Origin of the sequence: Acetivibrio cellulolyticus CD2, assembly GCF_000179595.2 — a bacterium.
Taxonomy (GTDB): domain Bacteria; phylum Bacillota; class Clostridia; order Acetivibrionales; family Acetivibrionaceae; genus Acetivibrio; species Acetivibrio cellulolyticus.
This window is the reverse complement of record NZ_JH556658.1, coordinates 795615-817344: the sequence shown is the minus strand read 5'-3', so window position 1 is coordinate 817344 and position 21730 is coordinate 795615. Positions and strand designations below refer to the sequence as shown.

Genomic DNA, 21730 nt, shown 5'->3' with positions numbered 1-21730 from the left:
TTAGAACTCCCCTTTCAAATCAATCGAATTGAATATTTCGAAAAGTCTCTTTCTGGTTTCGGCAATAAGCTTTGTATCCTGGTTATCCAGTACTTCTTCAAACTCTCTTAACAGCTGTCCTATTTCCTGCCTTGCATTTCCGATGTTTTCTTCAAATAGTCTTTCACCACGGGCAATCAGCAATTTATTCTCATGGTTATCTCTAGGATGAACCTTAAGGTGTGACAAACTTTCAATACGATCTGCTATTTCTTCTTTAGTCATGTAACCCGGATCTTTTTCAATTACAATGCTTTTCTTTAATCCGGTTGACACTGCAGTTATCTCTACTTCCAGTATTCCGTTGATATCATATGTAAACCTTACATCAATTGCCTCTTCTCCCGCTGGTTTTGGCGGAACAGGTATATTTATTTCACCAAGAAAGATATTATCCTTGGTTAAACGGGACTCTCCCTGCAGAATATCCACGTTAATATATTTCTGGTTGTCATATATCGTATAGAGCCTTTCAACTCTGCTAACAGGCACTGTAGTATTTCGCTCTATAATAGGCAGAAAATGCCCCGGCTCATGATATCCCTGGGATCTTCTTATTGAAACGCCTGTCCCAAGTGTATAGGGGCAAACATCTGTTAGTATAACTTCCTTTATTGAACTCGATTTTCCCTTTAGAGCAGCCTGTATACCAGCTCCTATTGCAACTACTTCATCAGGATTTATGTTTATATATGCAAGTTTTCCAAAAAGTTTGCTGACAAACGAACGTACCAACGGAAGCTTAGTTGCTCCGCCCACTAAAATGATTGATTCTATATCACTAAGCTTTAGCGAAGCATCGCTTAAAGCACGTTCAACTGGCTCTCTCAAGCGCTGGAATAAATGCTTGGTAGCTGCTTCGTATTCATCAAGGCTTATATCAAATTCCAGGGTTTCTTCGTTCATATTACAACTGATAGAAGCTGTTTTCTTTTCGCTGAAAGAACGTTTTGCCACTTCTGCCTGCTTTTTGAGCATTGCACTGGTCTTATCATCCAAATCCTTTGTTGAAAGAGAGTGATGTTTTAGAAATAAAGATACAAGTATCTCCGTAAAATCTTCTCCTCCAAGGTAGTTGTCACCAGCAACAGCACGCACTTCCATTACATTTTCGAATAATTCAAGGATAGATACATCGAAGGTTCCTCCACCCAAGTCAAACACAAGAAACTTTGTATCAGCATTTCTCTGGTGTAAACCATACGCAATTGATGCAGCAGTAGGTTCGGTAATTAATCTGTCAACGCGAAGTCCAGCCAACTCCCCTGCCCTTTTTGTAGCTTTTCTTTGTGCATCACTAAAGTAAGCCGGAACGCTGATAACAGCTTCACTTATTGGCATTCCCAGATGATGTTCTGCATCTTCCTTTAAGGATTTTATAACAATTGCCGAAAGTTCTTCGGGCAAAAATTCTTTTGTTCCAAGCATATACTTCTTTTTAGTTCCCATATTTCGTTTGAACACAGAAGCGCTTAATTCCGGATGTGTTATCTGTCTTTCCTTTGCAATCTGGCCAACCAGTATTTCCCCGTTATCATCTATACTAATCACAGATGGAGTAAGATTCTGTCCCAATGAATTTGGTATAACGATAGATCCATCTTCAGTCCAATACGAAACCAAACTATTTGTTGTTCCTAAATCAATTCCAATAATAGCCATATTCCCCTCCAAAATATTACTCACATTTTTTTATTATACTAAAAATTTCGAATTACTGCTATACATCTTTTTATTTTAAATACAAGCTAAAATGTACGGTATAGGAACAGTTTTTTACTCATATTATGAAAAAGAACCCTATTAAAAGGAGTACTGTAATGAATAACGAAAGTAAAAATAAAGAGGTCAGAGTTGAGTCAAAAACTATAACAGAAATCGAAAGTGAGCCAATAAGTCCGACTAGCCGATACGGACCTTTAGTTGCCAGAATTCCTGTAATTATCTCTCAATCTAAAGTACATATTAATATTGAATCGGAAATATATCTTGGACATTCTGTTGTAGACATACGTAGTTGTTCAAGAAATATATGCCTCACTCAGTGCAAGCTGTTGGATACAGGCAATAAAAAAAGCGGAAAAATCTTTCTAAATGGTTACATAATCGAAAACTTAGAGTATGCAGCTAAAGATTGCTCAGAAAGCGAGATATTTAGTTCAGCAGAAATATTTTATAAAGAAATAAAAATTCCCTTTGAATTCTCGGCAAAAATTGAATACAGTGCCCGCCCTGTATTTAAAACGTCAAATAGGTTTATATCAGTCAGTTTGCCGGAAATGTCAAATGAGCATGGAAATTTTAATTTATCAAAGGAAAGACTGTTCTGCGAGCTAGAGGAGACAGACATCCGAGAGGCGGATATTGCTCGTAAAAATATATTTCCCAAGGATTCTTCCAACGATGATAATACATTTGATACCTTAATAGAGTTCATAACTGTATCAATAATATTTACACTTTTACAATGGCAACAGGTAAGTATTCCGATGTATATACCCTATAACGCAAAATAGACAGAAGCATTAAGCCATGCAAAAAATGCAAACAATCAATTATGTTAACACATTTTGTTAACCTTCTCATATATTATTATTAGATAGTGTTTGAATCGTCTTATACCTATCCAAAATAATATTTTAGGAGGTTACAATATGGATAAAGAATTTACTTGCAAAGCTGGAATTATTGAATCTGAGACACTTACCGAATGTTCAAATGAACTTTTAACACCAAAAGGATTTAACGGTCCTTTTGTAGGAAAAATACCTGTAGTTCTTGCTGAACCTGTTATCCAAATCGATGTAGAATCAGTTATTCAGCTTGAAGAACCTGCTTTTGAAATTAAAAGAATTAAAAAGAACTTGTTTATCACGCAATGCAAAGTAATTGAAACTGGATTCGAACATGAATGCAAAACTAGGAAAACCGGAAAATTATTTATTAGCGGATTTGTAAGAAAAAACATTGAATTTGCAACTATTGAATGTGTTAACGAATGCAAGAACGGGATAAGCGGGAAAATTAAGCATACAACTGTAAATGTACCTTTTAGGTGCGTAACAAAAGTTATATTTGATGTTCCCCCAGTAATGCATGCAACTGGAGAAACAAAAGAAGTAGCTTTATTTAATGACAATATAAAAGGTTGTGACTTTTGCGGCCAAGAAATTATTGGAAGTGACACATGCGAAATGAACTTTATTCATAATGAATTATTCAATGAAAAAATATTCTGCGAACTTGAGGAAGTAAAAATCTTCGAAGATGACATTTTAAAAGATCCTACAAACCTTGGATGCAACAATAAAGGTGAATTTACCTTTGATAAGATTATCGAAAAAATGGTAATCTTCGTAAGGTTAAAACTTTTACAAAAACAACAGGTTAATATTGGTAAAGACTTTTGTTGATGATAATAAACAAAGAATATAATTGTAATACACAGGCAGATTATTAAACTTTACAGATGGGGTCTTCTGGCCTCGTCTGTAAGTATTTTAGAGCTTTAAAAAGCAAAGGCCACTTATATCCTTTATTAACAATTCTATAGTGTGATTCTTTATTACGTTATGTAATACAGGTAAATACTATTAAATGCTATATTTTTATAGTGCCCCCCGCAATTATATGATATAATTAAAGTTAAATTGGTCAAAAACAAATAGGCTTTTGATCAATTATAATAATTATATGGGGGAGTCAACAATGAAAAACTTAGCAAGAATATTTACTGTTCTTGTATTTACCCTTTCTTTTAGCATCGCGGTAAATGCTGAAACGGTCCCAAATTCTCAAACTTCTGTAACAAGTTCAGATTCAAAAACAACTGAAACAGCAACACCTATTTCTACTGAAACAGCTCCTGCTGTTCAAGTACCTGAAACCGGGCTATTCAAAACTGATACAATTGAATTTGATGGTAAACCAGTAGAATTTAGCACAATTTCATATAAAGACAGAATTTATGTAAAACTCAGAGATCTCTGCTACACTCTTAAATGCAATATAGAAGTCGATAATAATAATAAAATAATAAACATTTTGAAAAAACCTTCCAGTGTTCAGGAAAACGTTTATGCCGAAAAGGTAAAAACAATTCAACCAATAAAAATCAATTTGGACTTAAGCGGTTTCAATATAAAAACCGATGGTATTAATACATATATGGAATCTATCATTTATCAAGGTAGAACCTATGTCCCAGTGAGGTTTTTCTCTGAGGTATTTGATAAAAAAGTAGACTGGATTAAAGAAAAAAGAAAAGTAACAGTAAGTACTGTACCTGATGTAATTGTCGGTTCTGTAAACGGACAAGCACTCCATAAAAAGGACTTCGATTATATATTCAATCCGCAATATAATAACTTTAAGAATAATAATACCACAGAACCTACTGAAACTGACCTCAAAACGCTAAAAGATACCTGCTTTGACAACTTAGTCTTATATACAGTACTGATGCAGAAAGCAGCAAAAGGAAATTACACACTTTCCGAAAGCGATTATGGAGAGATCAATGATACAATTAACAGTTATATTCAAGCTTATGGCGGAGTTGAAAATTTTAGATCCATTATGGAAGAAAGTGGAGTAACATTATATCAGTTTTCAAATAACCTAAGAGACTCTAAACTCATTAATAAAATGGCCCTTGATTTGGTAACTAATGTAAATGCAAGTGAAGAAACAATAAAAAAATACTATGAAGATAACAAAAGTATGTATATTCAACCTGAGCAGGTAAGAGCTAAACATATTCTTTTCTCGACAAAAGAGATTACAGGAGAAGATTATGACGCTCAAAAGAAAGCTGAAATTAAAAAGAAGGCTGAAGAAGTTCTTGCTCAAATTAAAGCAGGTGCAGATTTTGATGAGTTGATGAATAAGTATACTGAAGACCCTGGTACTGCAAACTATCCTAATGGATATACATTTTCAAAAGGTGAAATGGTACAGGAGTTTGAAGAGAAATCCTTCTCGATGAAAGTTGGCGAAATCAGCGACCTCGTTGAAACTCAATTCGGCTATCATATCATAAAACTTGAAGAAAAAATTCCTGAAACTCAGTTGAAACTGGATGATGTAAAAGATAGCATAAAAGCTGAATTGGATCCACAAGAAAAGCAAAATTATTTCGATAAACTTCTTGTACAATTCAAGGCTGAAAGTGCCATAGTTAATACTTTGGAATAACAGCTATAACATTGATATTTTAATTTCTATTTTATAGGTATAAAAACTAGGAAATCTCCTCTCTTGTAAATTGTGAAGTACAAACCAGAGAGGAGATTTTTGTATTTTATTAAAGTTATGCAGAGGTAGTCTGAACTGAACACAGACTTATATTGGTAGTTTATACTATGGTAAAATCGTTTTTATCCACTCTATTGTTTTCTTAATACTTTCTTCCTTAGAATTTAAAGGGGATTTCAATTCTAGCTCGCCTATAAATTGATTGTCTTTTAGAACATTCTTCATATTCTCAAAGGTTTTTCCCTTAGAGTCGCCACAACAGCAGTACAATGCAATCTTTTTTCCTTTGATTTCAACTTGAGAAAAGAACGTATTGAAGGGTGAAGCGTAAGAACCTGCCCAGACAGGTGTACCTAATATAACAGTATCATAATCCATTGGATTTTTATCAAATGGAAGTAGTTCAGGCTTGGACTTAAATATAACCTGCATTCCACCTGTAAAAAGCTTAAAGAAGGTAGCTTTCGGCAAACTCTTTTTGGGCTTAATTTCTAAAGTGTCGGCTTTTATCTCATGGGCAATAGTTTCTGCTATAAATTTGCTATTACCTAATTGAGAAAAATATACGATTAGTACTCTGTTACTATTGGTGCTATTTGACACTAAAATCCCTCCTTATAATTATTTGATCACAAAATGTATTTATTAACAATACTGTAAAAGTTATTATATCAAAAACGCAGTAAATATAATAGTATAAAAAAGCAAGAGCTACAGGACAAATATCCGGAACTCTTGCTTTTATTATATACAGATTTTGACTTTTAACAGAGTGTTAATTAACTCTGCCATCGGAATATTAGCGTTCTACTACAAGCGTAGAAGCTATCATATCATGTAAAGCTTGTTTGTTTGCAGTAAATGCAGCCATAATATAACCTATAAAAAGGATTATACCGGATATTATTTTACCAATATACCTTACTATAGCTTTACCAGTTGAAATTCTGTTTCCATCCAAATCAGTTACCTTTATACCAATAGCCATTTTTCCAACAGTTCCCTGCATTGATGAGCTTTCCATCAATATGAAATAAACTGCACCTGCTAGTGCGCCAAAAGAACTTCCAAGTCTTTGTCCAAGAACACCATTAAGTATCCAATCCACAATGCCTAGTATGACAGCATCAATGATAATAGCTACAAGACGTTTCCAAAAACCTGCATAAGTTGGCATATTACTCCCCCTGATATTAAAATAAATTTATTACACAAAAGTATTATATATTGAATTTCTAATATTTAGAATATCATTATTTAAATTTAATAACTAAATTTACATTTTATTCAAGCCAAGCAGCTGTTGTCTGAGTAAAGCAAAATCTATTGATGTTACTTCACCATCTTTATCTAGATCTAAAAGCATGGGAAAAAATTTTTGGGTATTAGTACCTAATAACACTTTCCTGAAATTTGCAAAATCAATACTATTAACGCTGCCATCCGCATTTATGTCTCCCTTATGTACATCATGATAATTGAAAGTTACACTTTTATCAGAGTCCATGACTAGGGATAAAGTATCTTCATTATCTTGCAAACAATGAAAATCTGTTCCACACCTGATTACAGGAGTTATATTTGTAATTTTAACTTCTGTACCAACTTCATACTGAAAAGGTTTTGGTGCTTCAAACATAGGATTAAAATTATAAGTACTATTTCCATTGATATCTGGTGGGTCAACTGTTACTTTAAGTACACATGATCCAGAAAAGCCAATAGCCAAAGTTTTTATTTGAGGATCATCACCTGCCGGGATCTCACGGACCTCTGCTGCACTTATACCTATTGTATTAAAGATAAGAGCACCAGTAAGGACTAAAAGTGATAAAAATCTCTTTTTTGATACAATTTTCATATTAATTCCTCCCCATAATTAAATTTATGTACATTCACATTATATCACATGGTTGGAATAGATTCTCAAGGTTCGTAAAATATTTGTACTTTTTTTCACTTAACATTTCCATAATATATTCACTGGTCACGTTTTGACCACTTTCCCACATAATCATCATAATTTCAAGCTCTGCTTCAGGCAGTTTTGTAAATTCCTTTATAACTAATCACCTTATTCTAAATTTGTCAGCATCTATGTAAAACATAATAAATAGACTTAGATTGCGGCATCTATAATGATGTGATATAATTAATAATGTAAAAATACAAACTATTTTTGAACAAATAGTGATTAATCTAAGTATGTTTACTTTAACGGTTCATATTCTATAATTTCTCTTATTTAATTTAAAAACTATTGTTTTGAGGTGACATAATGAAAAAACGTAAGACATTAGGCCTTCTTATTAATGATATAGACGGAAGTTACCAAACTTATTTGTGGCTTATGTTAAAACAAGCAGCAGAGGAAATGGACTGCAATCTTCTGGTTTTTGTCGGACGTTCTTTGAAGTATGATTCCTATGCTGATAAACAACACCATATAGTTTATAACTTTATAGATAAAGAAATAATAGATGGATTAATAATTGCAAGCACTTCAATAGCAAACTTCATAACATATGATGAATTTTTGCGTTTCTGTAAAAAATATAGTGATATCCCTATAGTATCCTTCGGTATTGAAATACCGGGTGCAGTAAATTTGTTTTTTGACAATAAGCAAGGTATGAAAGATCTTGTCACACATTTGATTAATGACCATTGCTATAAAAGAATTATATTTGTAAAAGGAACTGAAAATAACTATGATGCAATTGAGAGGTTTGAAGCTTATAAGGAAGTTTTGACTGAAAATAATATTGATTTTGATGAAAGTCTTGTATTCTCCGGTGACTTTTCACCGCGTACAGGTTACAAAATAATGGAAGAAGTTATTCTTTCAAATACACAGTATGATGCTATAGTTTTTTCGAACGATGATATGGCTTTAGGAGCTTTACGATGTTTAAAACATTTTGAAAGCGAAAGTAAAATTGACTTCAACAAAAAATGCATTATTTGTGGATTTGATGATACAATGACTGCAAAAAAGGCAACCCCACCTCTGACAACTGTAAGGCAGCCAATAAAAGAAATGTGTTATACAGCAATTGAATTATTAGTTAATGGGATAGCGGATGAAGATAAAGGGAAAAAAATTGTACTTCCGGCTGTTATGGTAAAAAGAGCTTCTTGTGGCTGCAGTTATAGTACAAACGAAGAGGAATCAATCGATAACAATACAGTAAAGTTGGTAGCAGAATTTAGAGTACATGAAAACTTGCAGACTTATATGATTGACGAACTTTTAGATAAACTTACATCTGCCCTAGAAAAGTGTTTTGTATATAGCTGCTTTGTTTACAAATATCTTGAAGGCCCTATTTTCTATGATGTGGAAATGGCTTTTGATGAATCTTTTAATGTGCCATTACAATCCGAAATGATCTATGCGTATTATGACGGTGCTCGTAAGGAACTTTCGGATAATTATAGAATAATAAAAACTACACGTATTGTTCCGGAGTGTTTTATACCTGAAGACAGAAGATTTTCATATCTTGCCATGCCCTTATTCTTTGGAAATGAGCATTTTGGTTTCGTAAGTTTTGATATAACCGATGGGGACATGGTTACTTTTGAATTGCTGCGGGGGCAGATTAGCAATACACTTAAGGGTGCACTTATGTTGGTGGAAAGAGAAAATATGGCAGAGAGTTTGATGGAAAAGGAAAGGCTGGCATCGTTAGGTCAGCTTATAGGTGGCATATCCCATAACCTTATGACGCCTATTATGTCAATTGGGGGTGTATGCACTGCTTTGCAGGATTTGATAGATGAAAACATGGAATCTGTCGGAGATACATCAGTAACCAAAGAGGACTTCTATGAAATTGGCTCCGAGATGACGGATTGGGTAAAAAAGCTTAAAGATTACAATGCTTATATGTCTAATGTTATTTCAAATGTTAAGTCTCAAGCGGTCCAATTAAACTCCCAATCCACAAAAGAATTTACAATAGAGGAATTTGTAAACCGGATTATGTTCTTGATAAGAAGTGATATTTCGATTATGAAAAATGTAGATTTACATGTTGATACAGATAAAGAAATCTTAGTGTCTGGTGATATATCCAATATAATGCAAGTACTAAACAATTTAATAAAAAATGCAATTCAGTCATACGAAGGTTCAGAAATACATAGCTGTAAAGTGGATTTATATATAAGAAAAAAAGATAATATGATAATAATTATTGTTAAAGATTATGGAAAAGGCATATCGGAAGAAATTAAACCACGTATATTTAAAAACATGGTTACAACTAAGGGCAAGGATGGAACAGGGTTAAGTCTTTTACTATCTTACTCTACAATTAAAGGGAAATTTGGAGGAGATATATGGTTTGAATCTAAACAGGATCAAGGTACGGAATTTTACATTGCAATACCTATCTTGTGAAGCTATATACAACCAAAGATTATTACTTAGAAGCCATTTAGAATATTTAACCGTTTTGTAACTTTTTAAGTATTTCTCTATATTATAATAATAATGTAACTATCTCTACTTCATATATATTTATCTTTGTACTCTATTCGAAATATTTTAAAAGTAAATTAAGCATTCTCGGATTAGGAATGTTTAAAATATTGTTGTTAATAGGGGATGTTTATATGGAAAATGAAGTGAAAAAAACATTAAGCACAACCTTGTATACTCAAAAAATAAGGGCATTTTTCACAAGGTACAGCACACCAATTATTATTTTTATGTTTGCGGCGATACTCATATGCGGAATGATATCAACACAGAAGTATGGTATATCATGGGATGAACGGCTTGAACGTATGGGTATGTATACAAATGCAAAGGAATATGCAAAATTCCTTGGAATTGACAAAATTTCAAACACGATTGACAGTTATAATTATGAAATCGGTTTTGTTCATCAAAGTGCTGATAGGGATCATGGACAGGCAGTTTATTACCCATCGATGGTACTTGATTTTTTGACCGGTTCATTTTTTAAGAGTATTATGTATCAGCGTTTCTTTACATTCGGGATTTTCTGGTTTGGACTTATATGTCTTTATAGTGTAGTCAAAAGGCTTACCGGAAGCAAGGCATACGGTGTAGCTGCAACTCTTCTTACGTATCTCGCACCAAGGTTTTTTGCTGAAAGTACATATAATTCAAAGGACACTGTATTTCTCGCACTAGTTGTTATAACGTTTAATTTTGCAGTTCTGTTTACCGAGAAGCGCAATATATTTTACGGTATCATTACCGGAACAGCTGCAGCGTTTGCTGCAAATATGAGGTTTATCGGATTCTGGCTTATCTTTCTTATAGGAGTACTGTATATTATCAATCTCATTTATACACACAAGAAAACAAACGAAAAAGTGAAGATACCTATTCTATCCGGAGTTTTTTGTGTAGTTTTCTTCTTCGGAGTATATTGGCTAATAACTCCTGCATGCTGGTATGGATTCTTTGAACAACTAAAATACACACTGCTTTATTCAATGAATTTTTCAAGATGGGATGGCACTGTTCTTTATATGGGCAAGATATGGCAAAATTCTGTAAACCCTCTTCCTTGGCATTATCTGCCTGTTATGTTTGCAATTACAACACCAGTACTTGTAGTGGCAGCCTGTGCTGCTGGAATACCGGTAATCATATTTGACAGCATCAGAAACGGCTTCAGGAAATTCTTTGACAAAAGTAGCAAGTATTATGTAATGTTGCTTATATTTGTGCTTGTTCCTGCTTTGATTGCAATTATAAAGCATTCAACTTTATACAATAGTTGGAGACATTTCTATTTCTGTTATGCTCCCCTAATTATCGTTGCTATGGGTGCTCTGAAGATACTAACTGATGGACGTAAAATCGCAGGCGTTGTTACTGCTGCTTTAATCAGTATTCAGTTGGTTATCAGTACAATATGGATTATTACAAATCCCGGCACTCAGTTTTGCTATTATAATTTTATGGCAAATAATAAGGCTCAAAACTTTGAATTTGATTATTGGAATGTATCAATTACCAAATGCCTAACAGATTATGCCAAGACGCTTGATAACGATGAGAAAGTCACAATTACCGGTGATTCGTGGCCATCATGGTATGGCCTTGTAGAGGCATATGATATTTCGCTTGATGAGCATACAAAGTTTCATTATGTAGTTGATAGAAACTTTTCAAACAATGTAAGCGGTTGTGATCTATTTATATCTAACCCACTTTATACAGTTCTGAATTCATACTCATTGAAAAATAATACAGACGATATGTATAAAAAGATGGGTGAAGTTAAGGTTGACGATGTAACAATTATGGCAATTTATAAAGCAAAATAATAGAGGGTTTAAAATATGTTGATGTTAAAAAACAATATAAAAGATGCTTGGAGATATTATTTTATTCAAAACTCTTTTAATTCCAAGGAGTGCATAAATATTACTCAAAAAAACTTTATTTATATTGTTAACTGGTCAATGGTTATTTCAAAAAAATAGATTTTGCATTGTCGAGAATGATTCTGTTGGGTATGAGTGTGGTTTAATAGCATTTATAGTAAAGTTTATATATTTGCGCTGAGCATAAGAGCAAGGCCTGAAATAAAAATATAGTTTCGCCTATATTTTCACTTCAGGCCTTGTTTGTTCCAAAGAGGCTCAGTACTCCAAAATGAGTAATTTAACTGTTAATACTGCTTATTTTTTTTCCTCCCAATTTAGCCAATTCATATAAATACTCTGTTGCAAATTGAATTTTTGTAGCATTAAAGCCTTCACATCTTGGAAACAAGAAATAAGTATTATCAACCGTAGACAATGTTACACATTGCCCCTTCCCTCGGTAATTATATTCTGTATGAATCGAAGTCATCGAAATGGATGAAAAGTGAAGCGTTTTTTCTTCATCCTCATCATATTCTTTAAATGTTAGATAAAATCCTTTCATATCATGCCTCAATGTACCTTCTCCAAGGTCAATAAAATTTACCGCATTAGGCAATACCTCAATATGCACCTTTATGTTCAGAAAATATGCGCCTTTTTCAATCTCTTTTATGACCTGACTTCGTTCCCATTCGTACCAATTTGGTATATGAGTGAAATCTACAGTACTATCTGAGATTCCATTATAAGACTCCCTGAGCAAACGATTTTTTTGACTCAAATGCTCCATACTTCCATACTCTGTCATATGCCATCGTTCACCACAATGTTTGCAGAATATGTCTGCGCCCTCTGAGGCCATCTGAAATTCGCACTTACAAACAGGACATTGATATAATGCCAGTTCAATTCCTTCTGCACGTTTTTCGTAGGTAATAGCTTGTTTTGTTTCATATTGCCATGCATATTCATCATATATTAAAAATTCCTGTAACTTTGCATTTATTTCTGCTACCGTTGCTTTAGCTGCCTCTTCCTTGGTAAATACCTGCGTAATAGTGGCATCCAATATTGCTTCCTTTCTTGTAGTTAAATTCCATATTGGAGACCTAAGATAGTTTCCCCTCATATTAATAACTACAATAGGAACCTTTAACATCTTCGCCAATTTGCCAACAGATTCGGGCAACTTAGAGTTTGTACCAACATTGGCATACCGTGCTTCAGGATATAATACTAAAATTCCTTTCCAGTCAATTACTCTTTTAATATTTTTAATTAAAGCCAAATCATTTACAAATTTTCTGGTTCCAAGACACCCAATCTGTCTATATAGCCATTCGCCATAGGCCTCAAAACCTTCCAACTCCGACACATAATTTGCCCTATGTGGAAATAATGCTAATGGTGTCACGCAAAAATCCATAAAAGCATGATGACTTCCAAGCACCAAATATGGTGGCTTTAATCCACTCATCCGAACCTTGTTTATTCTCAGTTTTCCTTTTCTGGTAACCCACCAGCAATAAAGCCATATAAGCGGCATAAAGAAAATGTTTTGCTTTGGAGGTTTCATATTGCGATCAAAAGGTTTTGTTACTATCTTTTTATTCTTTTTCATATTGACCTCACTTCTTTAACTCTACCACTAAACAGTAAGTTCTTCTCTATCGCGAAGCAGATATTTGCGTGTAGACGGTATCCTGCTAAAAATATAATACAATATCCCCGTTCCCATGAAAGAAAAACCTGTAGGTGTTAAATGAAATAGAAACATATTGTGCACTTCTCCAGTAATCGGATTATAAATAAGAAGTGACATGGCAATACCTGCACCTACACAGAAAAAACCAATCCAATTAATTCCCTTTGTATAATCATATGCGTGATATCCCGGCATGCCAAAAGCCGACCTGAGTGCCAGCTTTTGTTTACGAACAAAAAAGAAATCTACAAACAAAAGTGCAGCAAGTGGTGCATAAATACATGCACTGAGGGTAAGAAAAGAGCCAAAGAATTCAATAATCTTACCCCAGACACAAAGGATGCTCACATACAAAGCCAAAATCATGATAAGCACACGATAATCCGCTTTTTTAAAGGAGGATTTCAACATAACTGCATACAGATAGGAACCAACTGCCTGTGTACCGATATTTGCAAATGCAACCAGCAATAATGAAGCAAGTGCAAGTGCCGGAACCGATAACGTAGCCAGCATAATTGTAGCATCATCTATCATCTTACCTGTTACATGTTGCATGGCAATTGACATAACTGCGCCAACAACTACAAAAAAAGAACCTGACAGTCCCTGTCCAAGCACTCCTGCCCAAAATCCCGAATTCTCATTTTTGGTTAACCTAGGCACTCCCGACATACCACCAACCAGAGTAATAACAAATGCGAAATTTGCTTCTATGGAAATGATATAAGGAATAATCTTATTTGAATACCCATTATCCACGGGCTTGTAATTCCATATTACATCAAAGGGCACTGAAGTAAATCCTATGATAACCACCATCACTCCTACTCCCAAAAGTAATGGCACCAAAATACGTGTGGTCCAGGTGATTGTACCAATTCCTTTATACGCAATAAAAGTTCCAATCAACACACACAGAATTCCTAAAATCGCATGCAATGAATCGGGTAATTTAAGGCCAAAAAGTGCTGCAAGATTTGTCATAGATGACGAAAACAGTTCCGCACAAACTGCATACCATGGAAAATTTATGACAATAATAATGACTGTCATGATTTTGACTCCGGAATGTCCGAATACAGATCTCAGCCATATCCAGACATCAATGCCATATCTGACAGACAAAATAACAGGAAGCTGGTAAATAACCAGCATAAGAATGGCCCCTAAAAAAGCCCCGATTAATAGCTGTTTAAAATTTACCAGCGTCGCCAGATAAGACCCTTGCGTGTAGCTCCAGGTAGCAATACAGTACCCTGACAGTACCAAAAAAGCATCCATAAACCCATAAATTTTTTCACTTTGAAGTATAGGTGTAATCCCGAAGACCGCCTCTTTTTCTATTTCCTGATTTATATCATTCTTCACTTCAGCGCCTCACTTTCCAGTGCTTTTTACATTACTATTTTCTAATCTCTCATATTCTAAAAATGTGCTTCCTCTGTATGCGCCTCGTACAGTATTCTGCTACGGGCCACTAGTCTCAACCTATAGATATGCGCCATAAATCAAAGCAGCCAGACAGAAAACCCCAACTATAAACGTAATCAAATAGTCTTTTTTGCCAAATCGTTTTGCAAATAAATAGTCAGGGTTTTCAATACTACTTAAACGCTCTTCAATTTTTATATTTAATTGCTTTTCATAATCAGATTCTTTATTTTTTTTCATTTCTAAACTCCTTTGAAACATGATTGGATAGCAAAATTTATGTAACCTTTTCTGTTCTCCAATATAATAACACACAAACTGCTGATTTTCTATTATTTATGTAGAAGCAATGAAATTTGGTGGTACTGCGATTTTGGAACCTGTAGGAAGGGGAGTGCCTATTGTTTTAGTGTCAAACGACTCCATTACGTGACCTTCGCATAGAAGCTGTAGCCTCAGCTTGATAATTTTTGCACGCGTCTATGGGACATCCTGTCCCGAGACGCTAAAAATGCCATCCGTGGCATTTTTGCTTCAAATTATCAAGCTTTCGGCAACAGCTTCTAATGCTCAGGTCAAGTAATTGCGTCATTTGACACTAAAACAGGCTTATACCTTAATTAAATAAGAACAAAATCTTCTGATGAAACAAATATCTAGCAGGTTATCCACTTCACTTCGTGAGCTTCAGTAATATCAGGTACCTCTAACTTTTTAACCATTCTTTCAATAACTTTCTCTGGTACATTTCTTGAGCGTTCCCTATTTCGCCTTAAGATTTCCAGATAAGGTGCCTCAAGATATATTAGCTTTACCTTGGCTCCATAGGATGTAAATAAACTTATTAGCTGTCTTCGGGTGTTCTTTGTTAGGTTTGTTGCATTCCATATAAAAGGTTTGTGTTTCCTTAACATCTTTCTGGCCATTTCCTTTGCTGTTTGCACTACATACCCCTGATCCTCTTCAGGAGATACATCTAGTTCATCACGTATTCTATCAAGAGATATTACCTCTAAACCGCGATAGTTTTTTTCGATAAAAGTATCTTTTCCTGACGCAGGCAAACCAGACATAAGAATAACCGTAAAGTCCGTATCATCAAATGCTGCATAATCCGGGTTGCCATCTTCCTTTTGAAAGTATTTAAAACGGCTAAAAGCATCTGCAAATTTTCTCGCTCCTCTGTAGCAACCTTGTTCTTCGCAAAATTCAGAGAAAAGTACAATACGTTCTAAGAGCTCATTTTGATCAGGACATATCCTTCCTAAAGCATCCGATTTTGCTAGTAAAGCTAGCCAATCCATAGGAATTGATTGGCTGGCCTCTATTACTGACCGAACAGGATTATCCTTCTCCAGGAAAAACAAAGGTAAGCCGTGATAACGCACAAGTTTTACTATCATTTCACGCACTTCAAAAGGTATTTTATAATTAAACCCTTGATTCTTATATATTATCTCCCTAGCTATTAACTCACCTTTTAAAGCATGCCCCTTTGAAGAAAAATGGTCATCACTATCAACTCTTGTACAAATTGGTTTTGCAATATCATGCAAGAGTGCAGCTGCAAAGAGAACAAAGCGACTAGGTTCTTCTAAACGCCTCCACTCCTCCAAATGTGTAAGCGACTCGCACACCTTTTTTGTATGCGTTAGCACATCTCCTTCGGCATGGAATACTGGGTCCTGTAAAGTTCCTTCCATTGACTTAAGCCAACTGAATTGCCCATATAACTGTTCCCAATTAATGCTCCAGTCAGGTTCTGTGGGACAATATCCAATTTTTTGATTATATTCTTTTATCATATTGCACCTCACCTCTGTTACTAAAATAAATCTACTCCATCCTTAAGTAAATTAGGAATTATCGGTCGGTCTAACCAATGGGTTTCAGAATTAGTTACAGTGGTAAGAAAACTTGCACGTACATATTTGTACCTTTCTTTCACTTCCCCATCCTCTTCAACCTTAATGTACAACCCTTCCATCAAATTACTCGGATCTGTCTCCCTTAGAACCTGCTCAGCATTTAAACCCTTATCTAAACACATTTCTATTAACTTCTCTTTTGCATCATCAGATTTAAAATGCGATTTTCCAATCGTACCAACAAGTTCTTTTTGCGACTTCAGTCTACCTTCAAACAATACCAATACAGATGTTATAAACCTATGATCTTTAAGCATCATTTTTCGTCTTTCAGTACTTAAGAATATATTTTCCTCTTTATCGAATATATCGAACTCCATAAAATATTGAGGAAGCAAATCGTAAAAAACTGTGTGCTTTGCATAAAGCCATTCCCCATACATTATGTACCGATCTTTTAAAACATCCCAAAGTTCGGCAGTATGACTACTTGCCCATGTTTTAAACAGGTTGAAATGTTTTTCTCTTCCCCCGCCTGTTAAGTAATGTCCCCTGCTTTGCAGCAGCAGTTCACCTTCAGGGCTAAAGCTTATTCCACTATTTGCTCCATCAACTTTTTCCTCAACAACTATGAACCTATTAGCAATTTTGCTAAAAGGTATACTGTCTAAATCCTCATCTCCAGGTTGGCATCGCGAACCTTCAATATGTTGTGTTCTCGGATATTTTAATATTTTATTTAACATAAAAATCTCACCTGGTTTCCTTTAATTTTACACTAAACAGCTCAATCCGGGAAACCGCAGCAAACACCTTACGACTTCCCGGATCAACTATTAAGCTTTAAAATCCTTTTTTCTTATCTTAGCCATATACCTTCTTACAGGTAATGTATCTTTTCTGTGTCTTATTACTATTCCTTCTGCACCGAACTTATCATTATAAACAGACTTCTGATTGAGGATAAATTCTTTGACATTTTCAACCTTAAGGTCATCTTTATCATAATTAATTTCCGCAACTGTCTCAATACCTAATTCATTAGCGAAATGCTTTACTGCATCCCATGTAAAGAATTTTTCTTCCACAGTATCAAATATGTCAAAAATGATAAACCTTCTGCCTTGAAAGTAGTTGCCTCCCTTTTGTATCTTCTCACCGCATAATTCTCCGTAGATTATTACATTATTAAGCTGTACAATTTTCTTATCTTCTATAGTCTTAGTGATCAAGTCCCCTACTTCAAAATAGAAATTATCTCCCTTATCATTCCTGTCACATATATGTTCTCTCTTCTGTACATGTGTAACAATACCATCTGTTACCCTTATGCCCATGTTGGTACCATCAATTTTCTCTGTAAATACCAATTCATCTAAAGGTGTAAAATGCAGGGCTGCAGTTTCCGGAAGTATTTCACCGCTCGTTGCATCCCACTTCCTGCCACTTTCAGTAGATGGAACCAGTTTAAATAATGTTTTCATTTCAGGGTATTTTATAAATATTTCTTTATTCAAGGTATTACCTCCTCTTATATCTTTCAATAAACTAACTTTTGCATGTAAGGCCACAAACTTTGCAACCTTACAATTTAATTCCCTCAATTTGCTCAAACTGTCCTGCTTTATCCTCTATGATATTTTTCAGGACAGAAAGCAGTCTGTCACTGAAACCTTTGAGGTAAACAACATCAGCCCGGTTTGAAACTTTGTTGTTGTAACCTACAACATGCCAGATAATAAGTTTCGAGCCTTTGGGCCTGTTGTGAAGTTTTGCCCACTTAGCCTCAATATTGTCTGACTGCTGACCGTCAGTGATTAATACAACATATTTCTCACCCATGTACTCATCTAACAAGGGTTCAAAGCAAGTACCATAGCCAACATCTGTCTTTACAATACGCTTTGCATTTTCAAACAAGTTTTCATACCTGTTTACATCAACCTTTTTTGTAAAAGTTGCAGTCGCATAGACGTTTGAGTTTTTAATGCTCATGTAAACCATTGAGCCAAACAGTGAAGCTACATCAACAGCCGATAGGCTTGATGTTACTTTTGTACCCATCGAACCTGATGTATCAACACCAATTCTTACTCCAATATTAGCAGGTACGCTGAATACATCCCTTCCGCTTTTTATAAGAACGCTGTCAATTGCCTTTTTCCATTCTGGTGTAATCGTCATGGCATTTGCAGTAATTAATCCAAAAGGAAGCATCCTTGATTTCCTGTAAGCCTCATAATCTGAAAGCTTTTTAGCAACAATATCAACTAATTCCTTAGGTATATTACTTTTTACAACCTCTACCTGATCAAATACGCCATGTTCGGAAGCCTTTTTGACTTTCCTTGTCTCTGTTGCAAATACCCTCTCGATTGTTACAAGGTTTGAAGTGAGGGCATTATATTTTAGTCCAGGCACCATGAACTCAAAAATTACCTTTTTGTGCTCATTTGAAAGATTACCAAAAGTATGCTTCAACTCTTCAAGCTGCAGCTTATGTTTGCTTACAAGCTCTACAGTGCTGCTGTCCAATTTACCTTCATTTAGTGTATTAATCACTTCTTTCAAAGCACTTGCCCTTTCAAAAGCTTCTTCATTATCATTGATTATGTAATCAACAAATGGCTGGATACGTTCAACCGCTATGGGCCTTGCAACCTTTATCACTTCTCCAAGCTTCACTTTATACCTTGTAGCATAGTAATCATTCAATTTGTTATTTAGCCAGTGATTTATGGCACGTTTAACACTTCTGCCCATACCCTCACGGATTCCACCTTTTCTTACAAGCGTCATAAAGTCATGCAGCATTTTCGGATTGGTTATAATCCTCTCAAACGCTTTATTAAACAATTCCTTATCATCTAGAGTTGATAGATATACCAACCATATTGTAGGAACGAGCTTCAAGCTATTAAACTCCTGACCATATACCGCACATTTTGTTGCCCATTCAGGGCATTGCTGAAGGGCTTTCTTCATGATGTCCTTTGTATTCTCAATAACCTCTAAGTCAGACTGATAAAAGTTGCCTTTTACAAGTCCTAGAGAAAACATTTCTGCCACAAATTCTTCAAAGCTTAATTCATATGCTTTGCCACCTTCATACGTAAGTTTTTCATTTGATTTCAAAAATCCTTTTAGTCCTTTCAACACTGTTTTCACCTGCCAATCGCAATTGTTTTAGCGTGATGACCAAATAACTTCCTCTATAATTTTGCTACAACTCGCATGCAAAATAGCGTAAGTAATTTTTCATTCATGCCTTTATATTTACATGAGGAATATAAAGAAGACCTTTTTGGGCTTTGAACCCATCTTGAGTGAAAGTCAAGTATGTAGTCTTCAAAGGCACCTCATATATTCAAATTTAAATCCGAGGAAGGTAGCAAAAGACATACTCAAGTGCCTTTAACCACTCGGCCACTGTTATTAACAGGCAGGATTCGAACCCGCGGGCGCTATCGCCGCTTGATTGGAATGTAGTCTTTTATGCACCTCGGATTAATTAAATTTTCTATTCGAGGAAAGTAGCTGAAGACACTTAGTGCTCTATCCTTTTGAGCTACCGGCCCAAGGCCGAATGGGACTCGAACCCACAACCACTTGGTTAACAGCCAATGTAGTCTTCAAAGCACCTCGAATATATCAGCATGGAGCTTTACCATTAAGCTACTTACCGAAATTTTATGGTGTGCCTGGTGGGACTCGAACCCACGGCCACCCGGTTAAAAGCCGGGAGCTCTTCCAACTGAGCCACAGGCACATAATTAATATGTTTATAAGCTCTTGATTATCAAATAAAAAGAGAGTGTCAAATCCTTTATCTCAGACTTAACACTCTCTTCGTAAATGCTTTTATTGTAATACCCTTTACAAAAACTTTCCCGGTTACAATACCTTCTCGCATTTATGCAATAGAGGATTAAGCCAATATATGCGTAAATCAATACTTGGTTTATATGATGATTCAATCGCTTTATTAATTTTTTCATTACAAGCACTTCTAAGTAGATACATTGATAATCCTCCTTTCAAAAATTTGCTTTTCAAATTAAACTCGGTTAAAAATATAAAGCGGTTAAGTCACAATTCCTATAACTTAACCGCCCTTATAAACTATGTAATAAACTTTCATTTATCAACACTTTACAAATAGAGGATTAAGCCAATGTATGCCAATATCAATACTTGGTTTTCCTGATAATTTCATCGCAATATTAATCTGTTCAAAATCGTAGCTTCTATATTGATACATTGTAATCCTCCTTTCTCATTTTCAACATTAAATATTTCATGTCTAGCTCAACAACATTTTTGTGAGCAGAATGATCTAATATTAACACAGGTAAGATTGTCATGTCAAGGAATATTTATCATTATTTTTAATAATATAAATTGCAAGTTAAAGTGACGGTAAAATTTTGGTAAACTTGTATAATGCAAACTATTGGCACTATTGTTCGGGATGTCAAGGGCGAGCATAGCTCGTTCATCGTAGGCAAAGCCGGAGACCCTTTACATCCATTGCACTATCATCCTTTTGTTCCCGGTCTGTTATGACAGACCGGCTGCCTTCTGGCGAGGACAGGGCTTGGGACAGAGTCCCAAGGTTTTAACTTGCAGCCATATCAATTGCAGACTTATATGCTAATATTCGTCTTGGATAGTTATTTATCCATGTTTCTATCCATTTTATCGTCTTTTTACTTATTCTCCCTATATCTGTTCCTTTTGGTATAAATCGGCGTATTAGCTTGTTTGTATTTTCGTTTGTGCCTCTTTCCCAGGAGCTATATGGATGTGCATAATATAGTTTCACCCTTTTATCTTTTCCAGCCCTCACAGACCGTTCTATGCCTTCATAATCAAGAAATTCACTACCATTATCCACTGTTATTGTTTTGAATTTATCCTTAAATGATTTACCATATTTCTTCTCCAAACAATCTAGTGCTGCTACTACTGATTCTTGTGTCTTTGATGGCATTTTGATTATTATTTCCTCGCGTATACTTCTCTCACTTAAAACCAGTAATACTGCACCTTTCCCTTCACGTTT

General features: G+C 34.9%; 18 protein-coding genes and 2 tRNA genes. 5 read left to right on the top strand and 15 right to left on the bottom strand.

Features of this window, described 5'->3' with window-relative positions; translation table 11 throughout:
- Positions 1–1701: a molecular chaperone HscC gene (locus tag ACECE_RS0219015; protein ID WP_010250123.1), complete on the bottom strand. Its 1701-nt coding sequence runs from the start codon at positions 1699–1701 to the stop codon at positions 1–3.
- Positions 1702–1826: 125 nt separating this feature from the next.
- Here ACECE_RS0219015 and ACECE_RS0219010 point away from each other — a divergent pair, with 125 nt between their 5' ends.
- From ACECE_RS0219010 to ACECE_RS29645, 3 genes are all read left to right on the top strand, one after another.
- The gene (locus tag ACECE_RS0219010; RefSeq protein ID WP_456049032.1) at positions 1827–2555 is read left to right on the top strand and encodes a DUF7852 domain-containing protein; all 729 of its coding nucleotides are present in this window, start codon (positions 1827–1829) and stop codon (positions 2553–2555) included.
- A gap of 138 nt (positions 2556–2693) precedes the next feature.
- The gene (locus ACECE_RS0219005; RefSeq protein ID WP_010250119.1) at positions 2694–3452 is read left to right on the top strand and encodes a CsxC family protein; all 759 of its coding nucleotides are present in this window, start codon (positions 2694–2696) and stop codon (positions 3450–3452) included.
- A gap of 295 nt (positions 3453–3747) precedes the next feature.
- Entirely contained in the window at positions 3748–5235 is a 1488-nt protein-coding gene (locus tag ACECE_RS29645; RefSeq protein ID WP_010250117.1) for a peptidylprolyl isomerase, read from the top strand.
- 165 nt (positions 5236–5400) lie between these two features.
- Here ACECE_RS29645 and ACECE_RS0218995 read toward each other — a convergent pair whose 3' ends face one another.
- The 3 genes from ACECE_RS0218995 to ACECE_RS0218985 all read right to left on the bottom strand — a co-directional run bounded on the left by ACECE_RS0218995 (position 5401) and on the right by ACECE_RS0218985 (position 7156).
- Positions 5401–5898: a flavodoxin family protein gene (locus ACECE_RS0218995; protein ID WP_010250115.1), complete on the bottom strand. Its 498-nt coding sequence runs from the start codon at positions 5896–5898 to the stop codon at positions 5401–5403.
- A 196-nt stretch (positions 5899–6094) separates the two neighbouring features.
- Positions 6095–6472, bottom strand: coding sequence for an RDD family protein (locus ACECE_RS0218990; protein ID WP_010250113.1), 378 nt, complete (start codon positions 6470–6472; stop codon positions 6095–6097).
- Between the two features lie 99 nt (positions 6473–6571).
- Entirely contained in the window at positions 6572–7156 is a 585-nt protein-coding gene (locus ACECE_RS0218985) for a dockerin type I repeat-containing protein (protein WP_010250110.1), read from the bottom strand.
- A gap of 417 nt (positions 7157–7573) precedes the next feature.
- Here ACECE_RS0218985 and ACECE_RS0218980 point away from each other — a divergent pair, with 417 nt between their 5' ends.
- Positions 7574–9703, top strand: a complete 2130-nt coding sequence (locus tag ACECE_RS0218980) for a substrate-binding domain-containing protein (protein ID WP_010250108.1) — start codon at positions 7574–7576, stop codon at positions 9701–9703.
- A 215-nt stretch (positions 9704–9918) separates the two neighbouring features.
- Complete coding sequence (locus ACECE_RS0218975) at positions 9919–11613, top strand: glycosyltransferase family 39 protein (RefSeq protein ID WP_010250106.1); 1695 nt, start codon at positions 9919–9921, stop codon at positions 11611–11613.
- A 340-nt stretch (positions 11614–11953) separates the two neighbouring features.
- Here ACECE_RS0218975 and ACECE_RS0218965 read toward each other — a convergent pair whose 3' ends face one another.
- The 11 genes from ACECE_RS0218965 to ACECE_RS31895 form a co-directional block, all read right to left on the bottom strand.
- Complete coding sequence (locus ACECE_RS0218965) at positions 11954–13279, bottom strand: lysophospholipid acyltransferase family protein (RefSeq protein WP_010250102.1); 1326 nt, start codon at positions 13277–13279, stop codon at positions 11954–11956.
- Between the two features lie 27 nt (positions 13280–13306).
- Positions 13307–14734, bottom strand: a complete 1428-nt coding sequence (locus tag ACECE_RS0218960; protein ID WP_010250101.1) for a cytosine permease — start codon at positions 14732–14734, stop codon at positions 13307–13309.
- Positions 14735–14854: 120 nt separating this feature from the next.
- Positions 14855–15037 carry a hypothetical protein gene (locus ACECE_RS0218955; RefSeq protein WP_010250100.1) on the bottom strand — a complete coding sequence of 61 codons (183 nt, stop codon included), beginning with the start codon at positions 15035–15037 and terminating at the stop codon, positions 14855–14857.
- 416 nt (positions 15038–15453) lie between these two features.
- Complete coding sequence (locus ACECE_RS0218950; RefSeq protein WP_010250099.1) at positions 15454–16602, bottom strand: AAA family ATPase; 1149 nt, start codon at positions 16600–16602, stop codon at positions 15454–15456.
- A 20-nt stretch (positions 16603–16622) separates the two neighbouring features.
- The gene (locus tag ACECE_RS0218945) at positions 16623–17411 is read right to left on the bottom strand and encodes an RNA ligase family protein (protein WP_010250098.1); all 789 of its coding nucleotides are present in this window, start codon (positions 17409–17411) and stop codon (positions 16623–16625) included.
- A 90-nt stretch (positions 17412–17501) separates the two neighbouring features.
- A complete protein-coding gene (locus ACECE_RS0218940; protein ID WP_162862589.1) occupies positions 17502–18182 on the bottom strand; it encodes an RNA ligase family protein in 681 nt (226 codons plus the stop codon).
- Between the two features lie 67 nt (positions 18183–18249).
- Positions 18250–19821 (bottom strand): hypothetical protein, encoded by a 1572-nt coding sequence (locus ACECE_RS28185; protein ID WP_051033579.1) that lies wholly within the window; start codon positions 19819–19821, stop codon positions 18250–18252.
- A 422-nt stretch (positions 19822–20243) separates the two neighbouring features.
- Positions 20244–20323, bottom strand: a tRNA-Asn gene (locus ACECE_RS31270).
- Positions 20324–20358: 35 nt separating this feature from the next.
- Positions 20359–20434 (bottom strand) — tRNA-Lys (locus ACECE_RS0218930).
- 125 nt (positions 20435–20559) lie between these two features.
- Entirely contained in the window at positions 20560–20688 is a 129-nt protein-coding gene (locus ACECE_RS32115) for a hypothetical protein (protein WP_268871024.1), read from the bottom strand.
- 595 nt (positions 20689–21283) lie between these two features.
- On the bottom strand, positions 21284–21730 hold a 447-nt coding region (locus tag ACECE_RS31895; RefSeq protein ID WP_010250095.1), incomplete at its 5' end, for an IS30 family transposase.